The sequence below is a fragment of the Bradyrhizobium lablabi genome (assembly GCF_001440475.1).
Lineage (GTDB): Bacteria > Pseudomonadota > Alphaproteobacteria > Rhizobiales > Xanthobacteraceae > Bradyrhizobium > Bradyrhizobium lablabi.
Map to the genome: position 1 here is coordinate 82876 of NZ_LLYB01000090.1, position 15485 is coordinate 98360.

At 63.6% G+C, this 15485-nt stretch carries 17 protein-coding genes; 7 read left to right on the forward strand and 10 right to left on the reverse strand.

The genetic code is table 11. From position 1 onward, the window contains the following. The first annotated feature begins 10 nt into the window (after positions 1-10). Together CQ14_RS26275 and CQ14_RS26280 are read left to right on the forward strand one after the other, a co-directional pair. On the forward strand, positions 11-1759 hold the full coding sequence (locus CQ14_RS26275) for a type I secretion system permease/ATPase (RefSeq protein ID WP_057860728.1): 1749 nt from the start codon (positions 11-13) through the stop codon (positions 1757-1759). Next, positions 1756-3066 (forward strand): HlyD family type I secretion periplasmic adaptor subunit, encoded by a 1311-nt coding sequence (locus tag CQ14_RS26280; RefSeq protein WP_057860729.1) that lies wholly within the window; start codon positions 1756-1758, stop codon positions 3064-3066. The genes CQ14_RS26275 and CQ14_RS26280 overlap by 4 nt, the downstream gene beginning before the upstream one ends. Positions 3067-3243: 177 nt before the next feature. On the opposite strand, the gene CQ14_RS26285 is transcribed toward CQ14_RS26280, so the two are convergent. Both CQ14_RS26285 and CQ14_RS26290 read right to left on the reverse strand, forming a co-directional pair. Then, complete coding sequence (locus tag CQ14_RS26285) at positions 3244-4134, reverse strand: hypothetical protein (RefSeq protein WP_057860730.1); 891 nt, start codon at positions 4132-4134, stop codon at positions 3244-3246. Positions 4135-4212: 78 nt separating this feature from the next. Further along, positions 4213-4695 carry a CinA family protein gene (locus CQ14_RS26290; protein WP_057860731.1) on the reverse strand — a complete coding sequence of 161 codons (483 nt, stop codon included), beginning with the start codon at positions 4693-4695 and terminating at the stop codon, positions 4213-4215. A 132-nt stretch (positions 4696-4827) separates the two neighbouring features. Here CQ14_RS26290 and CQ14_RS26295 point away from each other — a divergent pair, with 132 nt between their 5' ends. From CQ14_RS26295 to CQ14_RS26305, 3 genes are read left to right on the forward strand one after another with little or no spacing between them, the layout of a single operon-like run. Then, complete coding sequence (locus CQ14_RS26295; RefSeq protein ID WP_057860732.1) at positions 4828-5907, forward strand: amidohydrolase family protein; 1080 nt, start codon at positions 4828-4830, stop codon at positions 5905-5907. After that, entirely contained in the window at positions 5904-7007 is a 1104-nt protein-coding gene (locus CQ14_RS26300) for an amidohydrolase family protein (RefSeq protein ID WP_057860733.1), read from the forward strand. The genes CQ14_RS26295 and CQ14_RS26300 overlap by 4 nt, the downstream gene beginning before the upstream one ends. Then, positions 7007-7420, forward strand: a complete 414-nt coding sequence (locus CQ14_RS26305; protein WP_057860734.1) for a Rieske (2Fe-2S) protein — start codon at positions 7007-7009, stop codon at positions 7418-7420. Before CQ14_RS26300 ends, CQ14_RS26305 begins: the two co-directional genes overlap by 1 nt. A 161-nt stretch (positions 7421-7581) precedes the next feature. On the opposite strand, the gene CQ14_RS47675 is transcribed toward CQ14_RS26305, so the two are convergent. The 7 genes from CQ14_RS47675 to CQ14_RS26330 all read right to left on the reverse strand — a co-directional run bounded on the left by CQ14_RS47675 (position 7582) and on the right by CQ14_RS26330 (position 13493). Further along, positions 7582-7704 carry a hypothetical protein gene (locus CQ14_RS47675; protein WP_283807273.1) on the reverse strand — a complete coding sequence of 41 codons (123 nt, stop codon included), beginning with the start codon at positions 7702-7704 and terminating at the stop codon, positions 7582-7584. Positions 7705-7706: 2 nt separating this feature from the next. Then, entirely contained in the window at positions 7707-7916 is a 210-nt protein-coding gene (locus tag CQ14_RS43895) for a hypothetical protein (protein WP_156435432.1), read from the reverse strand. A gap of 181 nt (positions 7917-8097) precedes the next feature. Continuing rightward, a complete protein-coding gene (locus CQ14_RS26310; RefSeq protein WP_156435434.1) occupies positions 8098-8370 on the reverse strand; it encodes a hypothetical protein in 273 nt (90 codons plus the stop codon). Positions 8371-8727: 357 nt separating this feature from the next. Beyond that, positions 8728-9843: a tricarballylate utilization 4Fe-4S protein TcuB gene (tcuB, locus tag CQ14_RS26315; protein ID WP_057860735.1), complete on the reverse strand. Its 1116-nt coding sequence runs from the start codon at positions 9841-9843 to the stop codon at positions 8728-8730. A 28-nt stretch (positions 9844-9871) separates the two neighbouring features. After that, entirely contained in the window at positions 9872-10903 is a 1032-nt protein-coding gene (locus CQ14_RS26320) for an alpha/beta hydrolase (protein ID WP_057860736.1), read from the reverse strand. Between the two features lie 108 nt (positions 10904-11011). Further along, the gene (gene tcuA / locus CQ14_RS26325; RefSeq protein ID WP_057860781.1) at positions 11012-12403 is read right to left on the reverse strand and encodes an FAD-dependent tricarballylate dehydrogenase TcuA; all 1392 of its coding nucleotides are present in this window, start codon (positions 12401-12403) and stop codon (positions 11012-11014) included. Between the two features lie 190 nt (positions 12404-12593). Further along, positions 12594-13493 carry a transcriptional regulator GcvA gene (locus CQ14_RS26330; protein WP_057860737.1) on the reverse strand — a complete coding sequence of 300 codons (900 nt, stop codon included), beginning with the start codon at positions 13491-13493 and terminating at the stop codon, positions 12594-12596. 114 nt (positions 13494-13607) lie between these two features. Here CQ14_RS26330 and CQ14_RS26335 point away from each other — a divergent pair, with 114 nt between their 5' ends. Together CQ14_RS26335 and CQ14_RS26340 are read left to right on the forward strand one after the other, a co-directional pair. Further along, on the forward strand, positions 13608-13811 hold the full coding sequence (locus tag CQ14_RS26335; RefSeq protein ID WP_057860738.1) for a DUF1127 domain-containing protein: 204 nt from the start codon (positions 13608-13610) through the stop codon (positions 13809-13811). A gap of 71 nt (positions 13812-13882) precedes the next feature. Continuing rightward, positions 13883-14503 carry a GNAT family N-acetyltransferase gene (locus CQ14_RS26340; protein WP_057860739.1) on the forward strand — a complete coding sequence of 207 codons (621 nt, stop codon included), beginning with the start codon at positions 13883-13885 and terminating at the stop codon, positions 14501-14503. A 50-nt stretch (positions 14504-14553) separates the two neighbouring features. On the opposite strand, the gene CQ14_RS26345 is transcribed toward CQ14_RS26340, so the two are convergent. Further along, a complete protein-coding gene (locus CQ14_RS26345; protein ID WP_057860740.1) occupies positions 14554-15393 on the reverse strand; it encodes an oxidoreductase in 840 nt (279 codons plus the stop codon). Between the last annotated feature and the right edge of the window lie 92 nt (positions 15394-15485).

Below are 15485 nucleotides of genomic sequence, written 5' to 3' on the forward strand. Positions count from 1 at the left end.
ATACGCATTTATGGCAGCCGCTCCCGGCGTCCGGAAATCCGAGCTCGGCGAGGCGCTGCGCGCCTGCCGCAACGCCTTTATCGGCGTCGGCGTCATGAGTTGCATGATCAATCTGCTGTACCTGACCGGCTCGATTTTCATGCTGGAGGTCTACGACCGCGTGCTGCCGAGCCGCAGCGTGCCGACGCTGGTCGGCCTCGTGATTCTCGCCGCCGGTCTCTACATCGCCCAAGGCGGCCTCGATCTGATCCGCGGCCGCATCCTCGGCCGCATCGGCACCGCGCTCGATGAAGCCATCAATGCCCGCGTGTTCGAAACCGTGGTGCGGCTGCCGCTGATGGTCGGGAGCCGCAACGAAGGCCTGCAGCCGTTGCGCGATCTCGACAATGTCAGGTCGTTTCTCGGCAGCATGGGGCCGGGCGCGTTCTTCGACCTGCCGTGGCTGCCGTTCTATCTGGCGATCTGCTTTGCGTTTCACTGGCTGCTCGGCGTCACCGCGTTGGCCGGCGCCATCATTCTGGTGACGCTAACGCTGATCACCGAGTTCCTGTCGCGGACGCCGGCCAAGGAGGCGATGACGCTGGCGGCGCGGCGCAACGATCTCGCCGCCACCAGCCGGCGCAACGCCGAAGTGCTGGTCGCGATGGGCATGTCCGGGCGGCTGATGAAGCGCTGGGGCGAGGCCAACGAGACCTATCTGGCCGGCAACCAGCGCGCCAGCGACATCGCCGGCGGTTTGGGCGCCATCGCCAAGGTGCTGCGCATGATGCTGCAGTCGGCGGTGCTCGCGGTCGGCGCTTATCTAGTGATCCATCAGGAAGCCACCGCCGGCATCATCATCGCGGGCTCGATCCTGAGCGCCCGCGCGCTGGCACCGGTCGATCTCGCCATCGCGCACTGGAAGGGCTTTGTCGCCGCGCGGCAGAGCTGGCATCGCCTTTCCAAGCTGCTGGAACGGATACCGGCGTCGAACGCGCAGACGATGCTGCAGGCGCCGACCAGGCGGCTGTCGGTCGAGGCCGTCAGCATCGTGCCGCCGGGCGAGCAGCGCGTCATCGTGCAGGACGTCAATTTCGCGGTCGAGGCCGGCACCGGCGTCGGCGTCATCGGTCCGAGCGGCTCGGGCAAGTCGTCGCTGGTGCGCGCGCTGGTCGGCGTCTGGATGCCCGCCCGCGGCAAGGTGCGGCTCGACGGCGCGGCGCTCGACCAGTGGTCGTCGGACGTGCTCGGCCACCACATCGGCTATCTGCCGCAGGATGTCGAATTGTTCGCCGGCACCGTGGCGCAGAATATCTCCCGCTTCGATCCCGAGGCGAAATCGGACGCCATCATCGCCGCCGCCAAGGAAGCCGGCGTGCATGAGATGATCATCAAGATGCGCGAGGGTTACGATACCCAGATCGGCGAGCAGGGCGCTTCGCTCTCGGCCGGGCAGGCGCAGCGCGTGGCGCTGGCGCGCGCGCTGTATGGCCATCCGTTCCTGATCGTGCTCGACGAGCCGAACTCCAACCTCGACAGCGAGGGTGACGAGGCGCTGACCCGTGCGGTGCGCGCCGCCCGCGAGCGCGGCGCTATCGTGGTGGTGGTGGCGCACCGGCCGATCGGCATCGAGGCGGTCGATCAATTGCTGGTGTTGAAGGAAGGCCGCATGCAGGCGTTCGGCCCGAAGGAAACCGTGCTCGGCCAGGTGCTGCAGCGGGTGCCTGCGCCGCCGCCGATCAAGATCGTATCCGAAGCGGGAGCCGCGAAGAAATCATGACCGTCGAGCTGAAAGGCGCGCGCCGTTCGATCCGCTCACACCTCATCCTGGGTCTGGCGCTGATGCTGGTGCTGGCCGGCGGGTTCGGCGGCTGGGCCTCGACGGTGCAGATTTCGGGCGCGCTGATCGCGCCGGGTTCGGTGGTGGTCGATTCCAACGTCAAGAAGGTGCAGCACCCGACCGGCGGCGTGGTCGGCGAGGTCCGGGTGCGCGACGGCGATATCGTCAAGGCCGGCGACGTCGTGGTGCGGCTCGACGAGACCGTGGTGAAGGCGAGCCTTGCCATCGTGGTCAAGACGCTGAACGGCCTGTGGGCGCGCGCCGCGCGGCTGGAAGCGGAACAGCGCGGCCTCGACCAGATCAAGTTTCCGCCGCAGCTGACCGATCGCGCCGACGATCCTGATGTCCGCGACGTCATGGCGAGCGAAACCAAGCTGTTCGAGGTCCGTGTGTTCGGCCGTGCGGGGCAGAAATCGCAGTTGCGCGAGCGGGTGGCGCAGCTCAACGAGGAAATCGCAGGGCTGACGGCGCAGGAACAGGCCAAGGAAAAGGAAGTCGCGCTGGTCGAGAAGGAGCTGGTCGGCGTCCGCCAGCTTTACGAGCAGCGCCTGATCCAGATCTCGCGCCTGACGGTGCTGGAGCGCGATCTCGCCCGGCTGTCGGGCGAGCGTGCGCAATACATCGCCGCGCGGGCGCAGGCGAGGGGCAAGATCACCGAGACCGAACTGCAGATCATCCAGGTCGACAAGGACGTGGTCAGCGAGGTCTCCAAGGATCTGCGCGAGACCAACGACAAGATCGGCGAGTTCGTCGAGCGCAAGGTCACCGCGGAAGATCAATTGCGCCGTATCGACATCCGCGCGCCACAGGATGGCGTCGTGTTGCAGTCGACCGTGCATACGATCGGCGGCGTCATTACCGCGGGCGACGCCATCATGATGATCGTGCCGAAGGCCGACGATCTCTCGGTCGAGGCCAAGGTCAATCCGCAGGACATCGACAAGCTGCAGATCGGCCAGAAGACGCTGCTGCGGCTATCGGCCTTCAACCAGCGCACCACGCCGGAATTGAACGGCGTCGTCACCCGCGTCTCCGCCGATGTCACCACCGACCAGCGCACCGGCCAGAGCTACTACACTATCCGCGTCTCGATGCCGCCGACCGAAGTCGCCCGCCTTGGCGACAACGTCAAGATCATCCCGGGCATGCCGGTCGAAGCCTTCGTGCAAACCGGCGACCGCACCATGATGTCCTACCTGATGAAGCCGTTCAGCGACCAGCTGATGCGTTCGTTTCGGGAGCGGTGAGGTCTGGTGCTGGCGCAATCTCGGCCTCGTGGTTCGAGACGCGCGGCGTTGCCGCGCTCCTCACCATGAGGGTNTAGACCTCATCCTGAGGAGGCGCGGAGCGCCGTCTCGAAGGATGCAGCCCCCGCTGTTGGAGACACTCCCGGGCCCATGCGCAATGTCCGCAGGCCCGAACCCCTACCTTCTGTCATACTCATCCGGCCCCATCGCCCACGCCCACTCCTCATGCCCCGGCGCGTAGGTACGGTTGGTTTCGGCCGGGTTGCGGTTGACCAGCGGCCGCATGAACATCGGGTGGGTGGCGCTACGCACCTCGTGCTCGACGGTGAACAGGTGCTTGCCGCTGTCGAGATCGACGATGTCGCGGAAGCGGTACTGATACTGGTTGTCTTCCTGCGAGATCAGGCCGCGCTCGCCCAGGCGTCGGTAGGGACCCGAAAAGTCCGTGATGTAGATCTGCACGTGATGCCCGTCGTAATCCGGCTGCACGCGGTCGGTCTCGCGGAACTGCAGATATTGATTCTTGCCGGCCTTGACGCGCGCCACGGTGCCGTCGCCGTTCACAAGCTCGGCCTGCATGCCCATGATCGCGGGATAGAAAGCAGAGATTGCCTTTGCCGTCCCGACCGGCACGTCGAACTCGACATAGGGAATGCCAAGCGTGATGCGCCCGAAGCGCGCCGCATCCGGCTCATAGCAGCGCACGCGGTTGCCCCACGGACAGACGGCTTCGACATGGTCGTTGCGTTCGCGATACGCAAACGCGGTGCCTTCGAGCTTCTTCGCGACCGACGCCAGCCGCTCCAGCAGCGCTGCGCGGCCCGTGATGACGATGCCGGTATGGCCGCGCAGCACCTGTGCGCCCCCATGCGGCAGATGAAACTGGCTCCGCCCGGCATTGACCCACATGTTGCTGTCGGAGACCATCAGATAGGGGTCGCGGGTCAGCCCGAGCCCCGCGACATAGAACAGCGTCGCCAGTCGCTGATCGGGAATGGTGACGTTGACATGCTCGAAATGGATCGAGTTGCCGAGATCTTCTGCTGCGCGGTCGAACTGTTGTTGCATGGGTAGGGGTCCCGGATGCGTGATGGTCGATCATAGCCCGTAGCCCGGATTTCGCTTCGCTCCATCCGGGCTACGATCTTACTTCGACAAATTCTCCAGCAGCAAATTCAACGCCGTCTTCGCAAACGCCTGCATGTTCGCCTGGCGGTCGGCAATACCGGTTTCCAGCGTGAATACTTCGTTCTGCGGACCCGCCACCGCTGTGCAGCAATGGCCGGCCGCATCGCCATACCGGTTGCCGGTCGGTCCCGTCGCACCGGTCTCCGACAAGCCCCAGTCGGTCGCAAAGCGCTGGCGAACCTGGCTCGCCAGCAATGATGCATAAGGCTCGGATGCCGAACGAAGGCCTTTCATCGCCTCGTCCGGAATATCCATCAGCAGTCGCCGCGCATCGCGCGTATAGACCACGGCGCCGCCGAGGAAATAGGCGGATGCGCCCGGCACCGACAACAGCGCGGCCGAGATCAGCCCGCCGGTTGAAGATTCCGCCACCGCAATCGTCTGTTTGCGCGCGACCAACTGAGTGGCAATCTTTTCGGCTATTGTTATGAGTTCTGTCATCTCACCTCCCAAAATCCCACCAGTCATGTCTCCCTAGCACAGGAGGTCCACGCTTGCCGAGTTGCGGGGCGCATGCGGCCCTGATTGAATACCTCCAACAAACTGCGTCGTGCGGGCATACGAGGAAACATCATGACGTCGCCGATCCCGGGGGGCGTGGATTGCGATCTGCATCCCGCCGTTCCTCATCTGACCAGCCTGCTGCCCTACATGAACGACTACTGGCGCGACCAGGTGACGACGCGCGGCATGACCGATCTGGTCTCGCAATCCTATCCGACCAATTCGCCGATCTCCTCGCGGCCGGACTGGCGGCCCACGCAGGGCAAGCCGGGCGCCGATCTCGCCGACATGCAGAAGCAGGCGCTCGACCGGTTCGCCGTAGCTTACGGCATCTGCAATCCGCTTTACGGCGTGCAGATGGTGTTTTCCGAGGACATGCAGGACGCGTTCTGCCGCGCGCTGAACGACTGGCTGGCCAAGGAATGGCTCGACAAGGACGACCGGCTGCGCGGCTCGATCGTGATCCCGACCCAAAGCGTCGAGAAATCCGTCGCCGAGATCGAGCGCTGCGCCAAGGACAGGCGCTTCGTCCAGGTGCTGATGCTGGTCATGGGCGACATGCCGCTGGGAAAGCGCGCCTATTGGCCGATCTACGCCGCCGCCGAACGGCTGGGTCTTGCGGTCGGCGTCCATGCCGGCAGCGCCTATCACAACCCGCCGACTTCCGTCGGCTGGGGTTCCTACCACATCGAGGATTATGTCGCGCAGGCGACCGCGTTCCAGACCCAGCTCACCAGCCTGATCGTGGAGGGCGTGTTCGCCCGGCACCCGAAGCTGAAAATGGTGATGCTGGAATCGGGCTTCACCTGGCTGCCGGCCTATCTGTGGCGGCTGCACAAGTTCTGGCGTGGCATCCGGATGGAAACACCGTGGGTCGATCGCGCGCCGCTGGAGATTGTGCGCAGCAACATCCGCTTTTCGCTGCAGCCGGTCGATGCGCCGCCGGATCCCGCAACCCTGAACCGCCTGTTTGACCATATGCAGTCGGACGAATTGCTCCTATTCTCGACCGACTATCCGCACTGGCAATTCGACGGTGACGAGGTGCTGCCGCCGGGCCTTTCGGGCGATCTTGTGCGCAAGATCATGATCGATAACCCGCTCGCGACATACGGCCGGTTGCAGACGGTGAAGGAGAAGACGCCATGAACGTCCAGTTCCGCCCAGAGTCTTCGGCTTCCGTCAGCATCAAGACTGCGATCGCCGATTGCGACATCCATCCGGCGCGCGCCACCAACGACGAACTCTTTCCGTTCATGGCCAAGCGCTGGCACTCGCATCTCGAGACCTACGGCAAGCAGGCTTATCACGGCATGATGGAAGGGCCGCCCTATCCGAAAGCGCAGCCAAATGCCTCGCGCCGAGACGCCTGGCCGCCGGAAGGCGGTCCGCAAGGTTCCTCGCTGTCCTTCATGCAGAAGCAACTGCTCGATCCCTACAACGTTGCGCTCGGCGTGCTCAATCCGCTCAACAGCGGGCAGGGGTTGCGCAACCAGGATATGGCCGGTGCGATCTGTTCCGCGATCAACGACTGGCAGATCGAGAAATGGACGAGCAAGGACAGGCGTCTGAAGGCCTCGATCGTCGTCCCCACCGAGGACGGTGTCACCGCCGCCGCCGAAATCCGCAAGCGCGCGGGCGATCCCAACTTCGTGCAGGTGCTGCTGCTCTCCCGCAATGTCGAGCCGCTTGGCCAGCGCCGCTACTGGCCGATCTACGAGGCCGCGCAGGAAATTGGACTACCGGTCGGCGTCCACGCCTTCGGCTTTGGCGGCAATCCGCTGACACCGTCGGGCTGGCCGAGCTTCTACATCGAGGAGATGGTCGGCCATGCGCAGTGCCAGCAGACCGTGCTGGCAAGCCTCGTGCTCGAAGGCGTGTTCGAGCGGTTCCCGAAATTGAAGATGGTGATGATCGAGGCCGGCTTCGGCTGGGCGCCGTCGCTCGCCTGGCGCCTCGACAAGAGCTTTGAGAAGCTGCACAGCGAGGTGCCGCATCTGAAACGCAAGCCGTCGGAATATATCCGCAACCACGTCTGGTGGACCACGCAGCCGATGGAAGATCCCGAGCGGCGCGAGCACCTGTTCCAGGTGATCGAGTGGATCGGCTGGGACAAGCTGTTGTTCGCGACCGACTATCCGCATTGGGATTTCGACGAGCCGTCGCGCGTGCTGCCGCCCGGCGTCAGCGACGCCAACCGCGAAGCGTTCTATCTCGGCAATGCGAAGAAGCTGTACGGAATCTCTTGATGGTTCGTCACGTCATTGCCCCGGTGGACGAGTTGCCGCCGGGGACACGAAAATTCCTCGACATCGACGGCCGGCCGATCGCGATCTTCAACATCAAGGGCGAGTTCTTCGGCCTGTTGAACCGCTGCCCGCATCAGGGCGCGGCATTGTGCGAAGGGCCGCTGATCGGGCTGGCGCAATCCTCTGATCCTGGCGAGATCGAATACACCAAGCTTGGCGAAATCATCCGCTGCCCCTGGCACGGCTGGGAGTTCGACATCCGCACCGGGCAATCCTATTGCGACCCGAAGCGTTTTCGCGCCCGGGCCTATCCGGTGAACGTCGAGCCGGGATCGGCCGTGGTGAAGGGGCCGTATGTCGCCGAGACCATCGCAGTCTCGGTCGAGAGCGACTACGTCGTGGTGGATTTGTAGCTTTCAGCCGTCATTGCGAGCCATCGGGCGCGCATTCGCGCGACCTGTTGGCTCGCAATGATGAGGATGCAGCGTGGGGTGGGCAAAGGCGCACGTGCGCCGTGCCCACCATTCATCGCTTGCCTTCGCACATCCCGATCACGCTGGCATATGAGAAGCTTCTACTCGTCCATCGGGCCGCCAAGCGTGCGACGAAGCTGCTGAGCTTCACGCCAGGTCTCAAGAGCCTCTTTCCCGATACGAGCGAGCTTGTTCGCCAACTGTATGATGATGAGTGTGACCATGGCTATTGCCCCGCCTTGATCAGCAAGCGACTGATCTGTCGTTCTGCATCGTCCGACAGCTTTTGCAGGCCATGGGTAGCAATGTAGTCGTCGACGACACGATCAGCCCGCCGCTGATGGGATTCGACGAAGACGCGCAACAATCGTTCGAAAAATGAGGGTTTTTTGATCGGGGCAGAAAGCCAGGCCCCAGTGGTTAATACGTTCGCCATTGGATGGCTCCTTTAATCGGAGTTGTCCTTGGGGCGAATTTCCTACCTGAATCCGAAATAGGTATTGGTGAGCGTCAATGCCAGTCCAAATAATATGCATGGCTGCATTGATTCATTGCGCAGGGAATAACGACTGTGGGGTGGGCAAAGGCGCGTCAGCGCCGTGCCCACCTACGCTTCGTTAGCGACCACCGCCGCCACCTCCGCCGCCGCCTCCGCCACCACCGCCATCACGCAGCGCCTGGTTTTCGCGCGGGTCGAGATTCTTCATGTAGCTGAGCGAAGTGTCGCGGCGGGTGCGAAGCTGCGCCACATAGTTCATGTGATCTCCGCAAGCCTGCCGCGATACCGCCTGATCGCAATAGCGCGATGCCACGAACGCGGGAGCGGCCATGCTGCTCGTCGCACTGAGAGCGACCAAAGCTGCGGCCGACAGGATTAGCTTCACTGACATCTGTACTCTCCATTCCCAGGTTGGGCGAAGCCGGAATGGCTCGCATGAGAGTTCGACGGTGCCAGAGGAAAACCGGTTCGGAAGGGCATGTGATCTGGGTCACTCACACTCAGGTGTCATCGTCCGCGAAGGCGGACGATCCAGTATTCCAGAGACAGCGGTGATTGAGCCGGGAAGCCGCGGCGTACCGGATCCCCCGCATGCGCGGGGGACGACAGTCGAGTGTTGCGTCGCTATCTCCGCGTCATTGCGAGCGAAGCGAAGCAATCCATCTATCCCCGCGCTGAGGCGTAGATTGCTTCGCGGAGCCTGTCATCGGGCGCGCATTCGCGCGACCCGTTGGCNCGGAGCGTCGGCTTACTCCGGTGCCCCCTGCGCCATCGCGTTGCGCTCCCGCGCGTAACGCACCAGCGCGGTAAAGCGATAGATGCCGTGCACGAACTTGCCATAGGGCATGGTGACGAACAGCGAAAACACCACGCCGAGGTGCAGCGCCAGCAACGGACCCATCGCCGCGGTCTCGCGCAGGATCAGCAGCGCCATGCCCGTGAGGCTGGTCATGAACAGCATCACGATGAATGCGACATCCATGCCGTAGTGTGCCTCGTCGACCAACACCGAATCGCGCTTCCATCGCTCAGTGAGCAAGCCGATCGGCCCGATCAACAACCCGATGCCGCCGAGCGTGCCGAGCACGATCGGCAGATCCCACCACGGATACGGCGCCTCGCGTGCGAAGAGATAGTGATAAAGCGTCGCGACTGAGGTCGAGGCGAAGCACAACGCAAAACCGTAGAACGTCAGGTGGTGATAGAGCCGGCGGCGGTCGGTCGGGCGATCGTCCTCGTTGAAGCAGCCGACGCCGCCGCCGTCGAGATAGCGTAGCTCGCCGGCATCGCGGATCGCCTGAAACAGCGCGGCCGCATCGGTCTTCATGCCGACGGGCTCGCCGATATCGCGCCAGAACGCGCGCACGCCCATCACCAGCGCGACGATCGCATAGAGGAACGCTGCGCCGAACAGCGCTGCCATCGCGTTGTGCGGCATCAACTTGTAGAACGCGCCCGGGCCGGTATGGACGCCGAACAGAATTTGCCGGTCGTGCAAGGCCGCGAAACCGAAAATGAAGGCGGCAACGCTCAGCGCTGCAACGAGGCTGATGACGAGCCCGTTGCGCGCGAACGCGCCCGCAAACGCACGAGGCCAGACGTAGGCCGCCCAGGATTCCGCGCGCGCCACCGCGAGCGTCTTCGGCACGTTGACGTCGAATTCATGCGGCGGCGAGAACTGGCAATCGGTGTAGCAGGCGCCGCAGGCGTGGCAGAGATTGGCGAGATAGTTGAGGTCGCCGTCGGAGAAGGCGCGGCGCATTTCCATCGCCGGAAATACCGCGCACAGCCCCTCGCAATAGCGGCAGGAATTGCAGACCGTCATCAGGCGGTCGGCTTCATCAAGGATTCGCGTTCCGTGCATCCGCTGCTTCCTGCCTCCTTCGACCCAATTACTTCGTCAGGCCCTTGCCTTCGAGCCACTTCTGGATCAGCGCGGCGACCTCGGCGTTGTTCTTGTCCATCATCACCATGTGCGAATTGCCCTTGATGCCGGCCTGCGGCAGGTCGACGACATCGACGCTGCCGCCGGCCGCCCTGACGGCTTCCGCGAAGGCAAGGCCGTTGGCGCGAATCTTCGGCCAGCGCGAATCCTTCTCGATGTAGTCGCCATAGATGATCAGCGTCGGAATGTTTTTCAGCAGATCGGCCTTGGCGGGATCGCCGAGGCCGGCCGGCTCGACCGCGATCAGCGCCTTGACCTTGTCGGGCCGCGCCTGCGCCACCTTGAAGCCGAAACTGCCGGCCTGGCTGTGGAACAGGATGATGGATGGGCCGACGCGGTCGATCTCGGCCAGATAGGCGGCGATGATGGCGTCGTCGGTCGTGGTCCAGCGCGGCACGTTCTGCTTGACGAAGTTCTCATAGCCCTCGTTCGGAAACTGGCTACCCGGCATCAGCTTGCGTTTGGCCGGGTCGGGATCGTAGGCGCCTGCGCCGTCGCCGATGCGAAAGCGCTCGAACGGATTGGCCGTGGTGAGGAACACTGGCTCGCTCTTGAAGATATCTGGATATTGTGCCCAGCCGGCGCGGCCGCGCTCGACCGCATCCGAATTGTAGACGGCCCAGCCCTTGCGCAGAAAATAGTTCAGCCAGCCCTCGCGTCCGTCCGGCGTCGTCTCATAGGTGACGCCGGTCAGCCCGCCGCCATGCCACATCAGAAGCGGATACGCGCCCTTTTCGTTGGCGGGCAGAAAATACTGCACATACATCTGCTCGACCTGATAGGTGCCGTTCGGATCGACCTTTGCCGGCACGCCGCCCGGCGTGAAGGTGACTTCCTTCACCGGCTTGCCGGAAATTTCGACCAATCTTCCGCCGACATGGAACGAACCCATGTCGCGCAACGCGATCGGCTCGGCGGCGTTCGCCAACGTCGCGCCCATCAGAACTGCCGCAGCAGAAACAATCGCAAGCCGCATCACTAATCCTCCCATCGTCGTTGTTATCTTCCTCTCCCCGCTCTTCGCGGCGAGAGGGCAGGGGTGAGGGGCTCTCTCCACACGCCGTGTCCGTGCGGAGTGGACCCCGTCCTAATTCCTCGCATTCTTCGCCGCCTCGCGCCCCGCCACCCGGCCAAACACGCTGCCGATGGTCATGCCGATGCCGGCCGCATAGCCCTTGCCCAGCACATTGCCGGCCATGATCTCGCCGGCCGCGAACATGTTCACCGATGGCTTGCCGTCCTTCATCACCATCCGCGACTGCCTGTTCACGCGGGTGCCGAGATAGGTGAAGGTGATGCCGGGCCGCACCGGATAGGCGAGATAAGGTGCCGTCTCGATTCGGCGCGCCCAATGCGTCTTCGGCGGCGTGATGCCTGCGGTGCGGCAATCGTCCAGAATGGTGTGATCGAAAGTGCCGGGCTGCACGGCGGCATTGAATTCGGTGATCGTCTTCTCCAGCGCCGCCGGATCGAGTTCGAGCTTGCCGGCGAGCTCGGCGATGCTGGCGCCTGCGATCGGCGGAAAAAGCGTCGGCATGAAGCTGGTCACCACAGTGGAATCGAAAATGATGTAGGCGATCTGATCCGGCTGCGCGGCCACCAGCCGTCCCCAGATCGCGTAGCGCTTCGGCCAGATGTCCTCGCCCTCGTCGTAGAATCGCTGCGCGTGCTTGTTGACGACGATGCCGAATATCACCGAATCGTGCCGCGTGATGATGCCGCCGTCGAACTTCGGCGCGCGGGCGTCGATCGCGACCGCATGGCATTGCGTGGGATCGCCGATGTCCTGCACGCCCTTGTCGAGCAGCATCTTCAGGATCGAGCCGCGATTATAGGGCGTTCCCCGGATCAGGAAATTGTCGGCCGCCTCGCCCCAATACTCCTTCAGCCATTCGATGTTGGCTTCAAAGCCGCCGGCCGCTGCGACCAGTGCGGAAGCACGGATTTTGCTCGCGCCATCGATCGGCTGCTTCAGCTGGGCGGCGAGGAACATGCCGTCCTGGATTTCGAGATCGATGACCTCGGCATCGTAGGCGATCTCGACGCCGAGTTTCTCCGCGGTGAGATAGAGCGCGTTCAGCATCGCGCGCCCGCCGCCGAGGAAGAACGAATTGGTGCGGCCAAGGCTCAGCGTGCCGCCCAGCGAAGGCTGCCAGCGCACGCCCTGTTCGACGATCCAGTTCAGGATGTCCTTGGACTCCCGGATCATGAATTTTGCGAGTTCCTCATCCGTCTGCCCGCCGGTCAGTCGTAACAGATCGTCCCAGAACTCTTCCTCGGTGTAGGGGCCGGTGAGAATTTCTGTGGCCGCATCGTGTGCGCAGCGCATGTTGCGGGTGTGGCGGGTATTGCCGCCGCGATAGAATTTCGGCGCGCCTTCCAGCACCAGCACGGATGCGCCGGCGCGGCGGGCGCTGATGGCGGCGCAGAGAGCGGCGTTGCCGCCGCCGATCACCAGTACATCGAATTTCCGATTCAAGTCGGCCATGCGCTCTTGTTGTCGTTGTTGGCCTGGAAAATCAAACCGGCGCTCGGCCAGGCAACTCCATCCGCCCCTTAAAGATTTTCTAGCCTGATGCAACGGCCGCGTCACGCCTCTCGTGCGCCGCACAGTGCAGGGCCATGCGACGATGTCGCATGCAACGCGCGATGCGGAATATCTGCCAAGCTCAGGGCTTGTTTTGCACGGAGGCGAGCAGCCATTGCCGGAACGCCGCCAGCTTCGGCGGATCGGCCCTTCCCATAGGCGAGACCAGATAGAATCCGGCATCGACAGGCAGCGTAATCTTGAAGGGAACCACGAGCCGGCCCCGCGCGATGTCTTCCTCCACATAGGCGGTACGTCCGAGCGCGACGCCGAAGCCGTCGATCGCTGCCTGCACAGTCATGAAGATCATGTCGAAGGTCACACCCGGTTGTTTCGACAGATCGGGCGGCAGCCCGGCCGCCGTCAGCCACAGCCGCCAATCGTCGCTGTTCATACTGCTGGTATGGAGCAGCACGTGGTCCCTGAGGTCTTCGGGGCATCTCAGCGGCTTGTTGCCCTTGAGCAGCGCCGGGCTGCACACCGGGAAAAGCTCGTCCGCCATCAGCCAGTCGGCGCGGACGCCGGGCCACTGGCCGCGGCCATAGCGGATGCCGGCATCGACATTGTCGCGCTGGAAGTCGACCAAATTGGTCGAGGTGGTGATGCGCACGTCGATGCCGGGATGGGCTTCCTGGAATGCGGTCAGCCGCGGCAGCAGCCATTTGGCCGCGAGCGAGGCCAGCGTCGATACCGTCAGCACATGGTCGTCGTCCTTGCGCAGCAGGCGGTCGGTCGCAAGGCGCAGATCGTTGAAGGCGGCGCGGATGCCCGGGAGATAGTCCTGCGCTTCCGCCGTCAGGGACAGCGAACGGTTTTGCCGGATGAACAGGCGAACGCCGAGCTCTTCCTCCAGCCGCTTGATCTGGTGGCTGATCGCGGTCTGCGTGACGTTCAGCTCGGAGGCGGCCTGCGTAAAGCTCAAATGCCGGGCGGCGGCCTCGAACGCGCGCAGACCATTGAGTGACGGCAGCCTGGCGGTCATTCCGCATCCCCCTGATGCATGAGTTTATATCATCCGAAACGGTACAAAGTGTCGTTTGTGGAAGGCTCAAACAAGGCAGATATTAGCGCCAACAGATTACTACAGGAGCCGAAAATGTCCACTTACACGCATGAATCGATGATAAATCATCATGGACCGGGGTTTTTGAGCCAGTTGGCCGAGACGTTCCATGTCTGGCGGCAGCGCTACCAGTCGCGCCGCGAACTGGCGAACTGGTCGGACCGGGAACTGCACGACATCGGCATCTCCTGGAGCGACGTCGCCTACGAGGCCGATAAACCGTTCTGGCGGGCTTGAGTGGCAGCCGGCTGGCGCCGCCTCATCAGAGGGGCGCCGGCCATCTTCTTTGAGGCAGGCGGGAGCGCGCCATGACTACGCTGCGTTTTGACGATCTCAGGCAGTATTCGGACGTGCTGCGTTCGCGGCACGGCCAGGCCGTGACCGTGCGCTTCATCGAACCGCGCGATGCCGAGGCGTTGCAAAACTATTTCCGCGCGCTCTCGACGCGTTCCCGTTACAGCCGCTTCCTCGGCGCCGCCAGCGAACTGCCGCCGTCGGTGCTTGAGGATTTCATTCACATCGGCGAAGCGGACAGATTCAGCGTGATCGCGACCATGCTGGTCGACGGCCGCGAGACCATTGTCGGCGAGGCTCGCTACGCCTTCGATAGCGAGGCTGCTTCCATCGAGTTCGGCCTGTCGATCGACGACCGCTGGCAGGGCCACGGCATCGGCAAGGCGCTGTTGAAGAATCTCGAATGCCGCGCGGCGGCCCTCGGCGCCGAGCGCATCTTCGGCGACACGCTGCGTTCCAACGACGTCATGATCGCGCTCGCCCGCAAGGCCGGCTACGCCTTCACCAATACGCCCGGCGACTGGAAGCTGACGCGCTTCCAGAAACCGATCCATATCGAGCCGCAGGAAATCCCATGCGCCAGTTGGCGGCTTGCCGCCGTCTCTCCCAGCGCGATGTCCTCGCTTGCGGTTTGATCACTGAGCCCGGTTCTGGCCGCACCAGAACCGGGCTTTTTTCGTAAGCCTTATGCCGCTTCCTCGGTGAAGTCGGTCGAGGTTGCCAGCGTGCGCCATTCGGCCAATTCCCTTGCAACGAACGCGTTCTTGGCTTCGATTCGCTCCACCGTGTCGCTGCCGAGCGGCAGCCGCAGCGGCGGATTCTTGGCATTCACCAGCGCGATGAAGGCGCTCGCCAGCTTGCGCGGGTCGCCGCGCTGGCCATGGTTGACGTCGGCAGCATGCGCCCGGGTGTTGCCGACGCTTTCGCGGTAATCATCGATGTGCTGCGCGGTGCGCGCCAGCGACGTCTCGTCGAGGAAGTCGGTACGGAAGAAGCCGGGCTCGACCACGGTGACCTTGATGCCGAGCGGGGCCACTTCGGCTGACAACGCCTCGCTGATGCCTTCGACAGCGAACTTGGTCGCGCCATAGACGCCCCAGCCGGGATAGCCGGTGTAGCCGCCGACCGAAGAGATGTTGATGACATGGCCCGAGCGTTGCCGGCGCATGTGCGGCAACACCGCCCTGGTAACCCCGAGCACGCCGAACACATTGGTGTTGAACAGCTTGGCCGTCTCGGCGGCGCTGGCCTCCTCGATCGCGCCCAGCAGGCCGTAGCCAGCATTGTTGACGAGGATATCGATCCGGCCGAACTTTTTCACCGCTTGTCCCGCCGCCTCATGGGCCTCGGCCTCGCTGGTGACGTCGAGCCGCGTTGCCAGCAGCCGGTCATGCTGACCGAGGCGAGCGGTGACGGTATTGGGATCGCGCGCAGTGGCGACCACCGCATCGCCCGCTTTCAGTGCGGCTTCCGCGATCAGCGCGCCAAAACCCCGGGAAGCTCCTGTGATGAACCAGACACGCATTTTCTTGCCTTTCGATTGGGCCCGGCGGGATCGCCCGGCCTGATGGGCAAGGAATAGCGGCTCGCCATATCTGAGATAATCCGCTAAATACT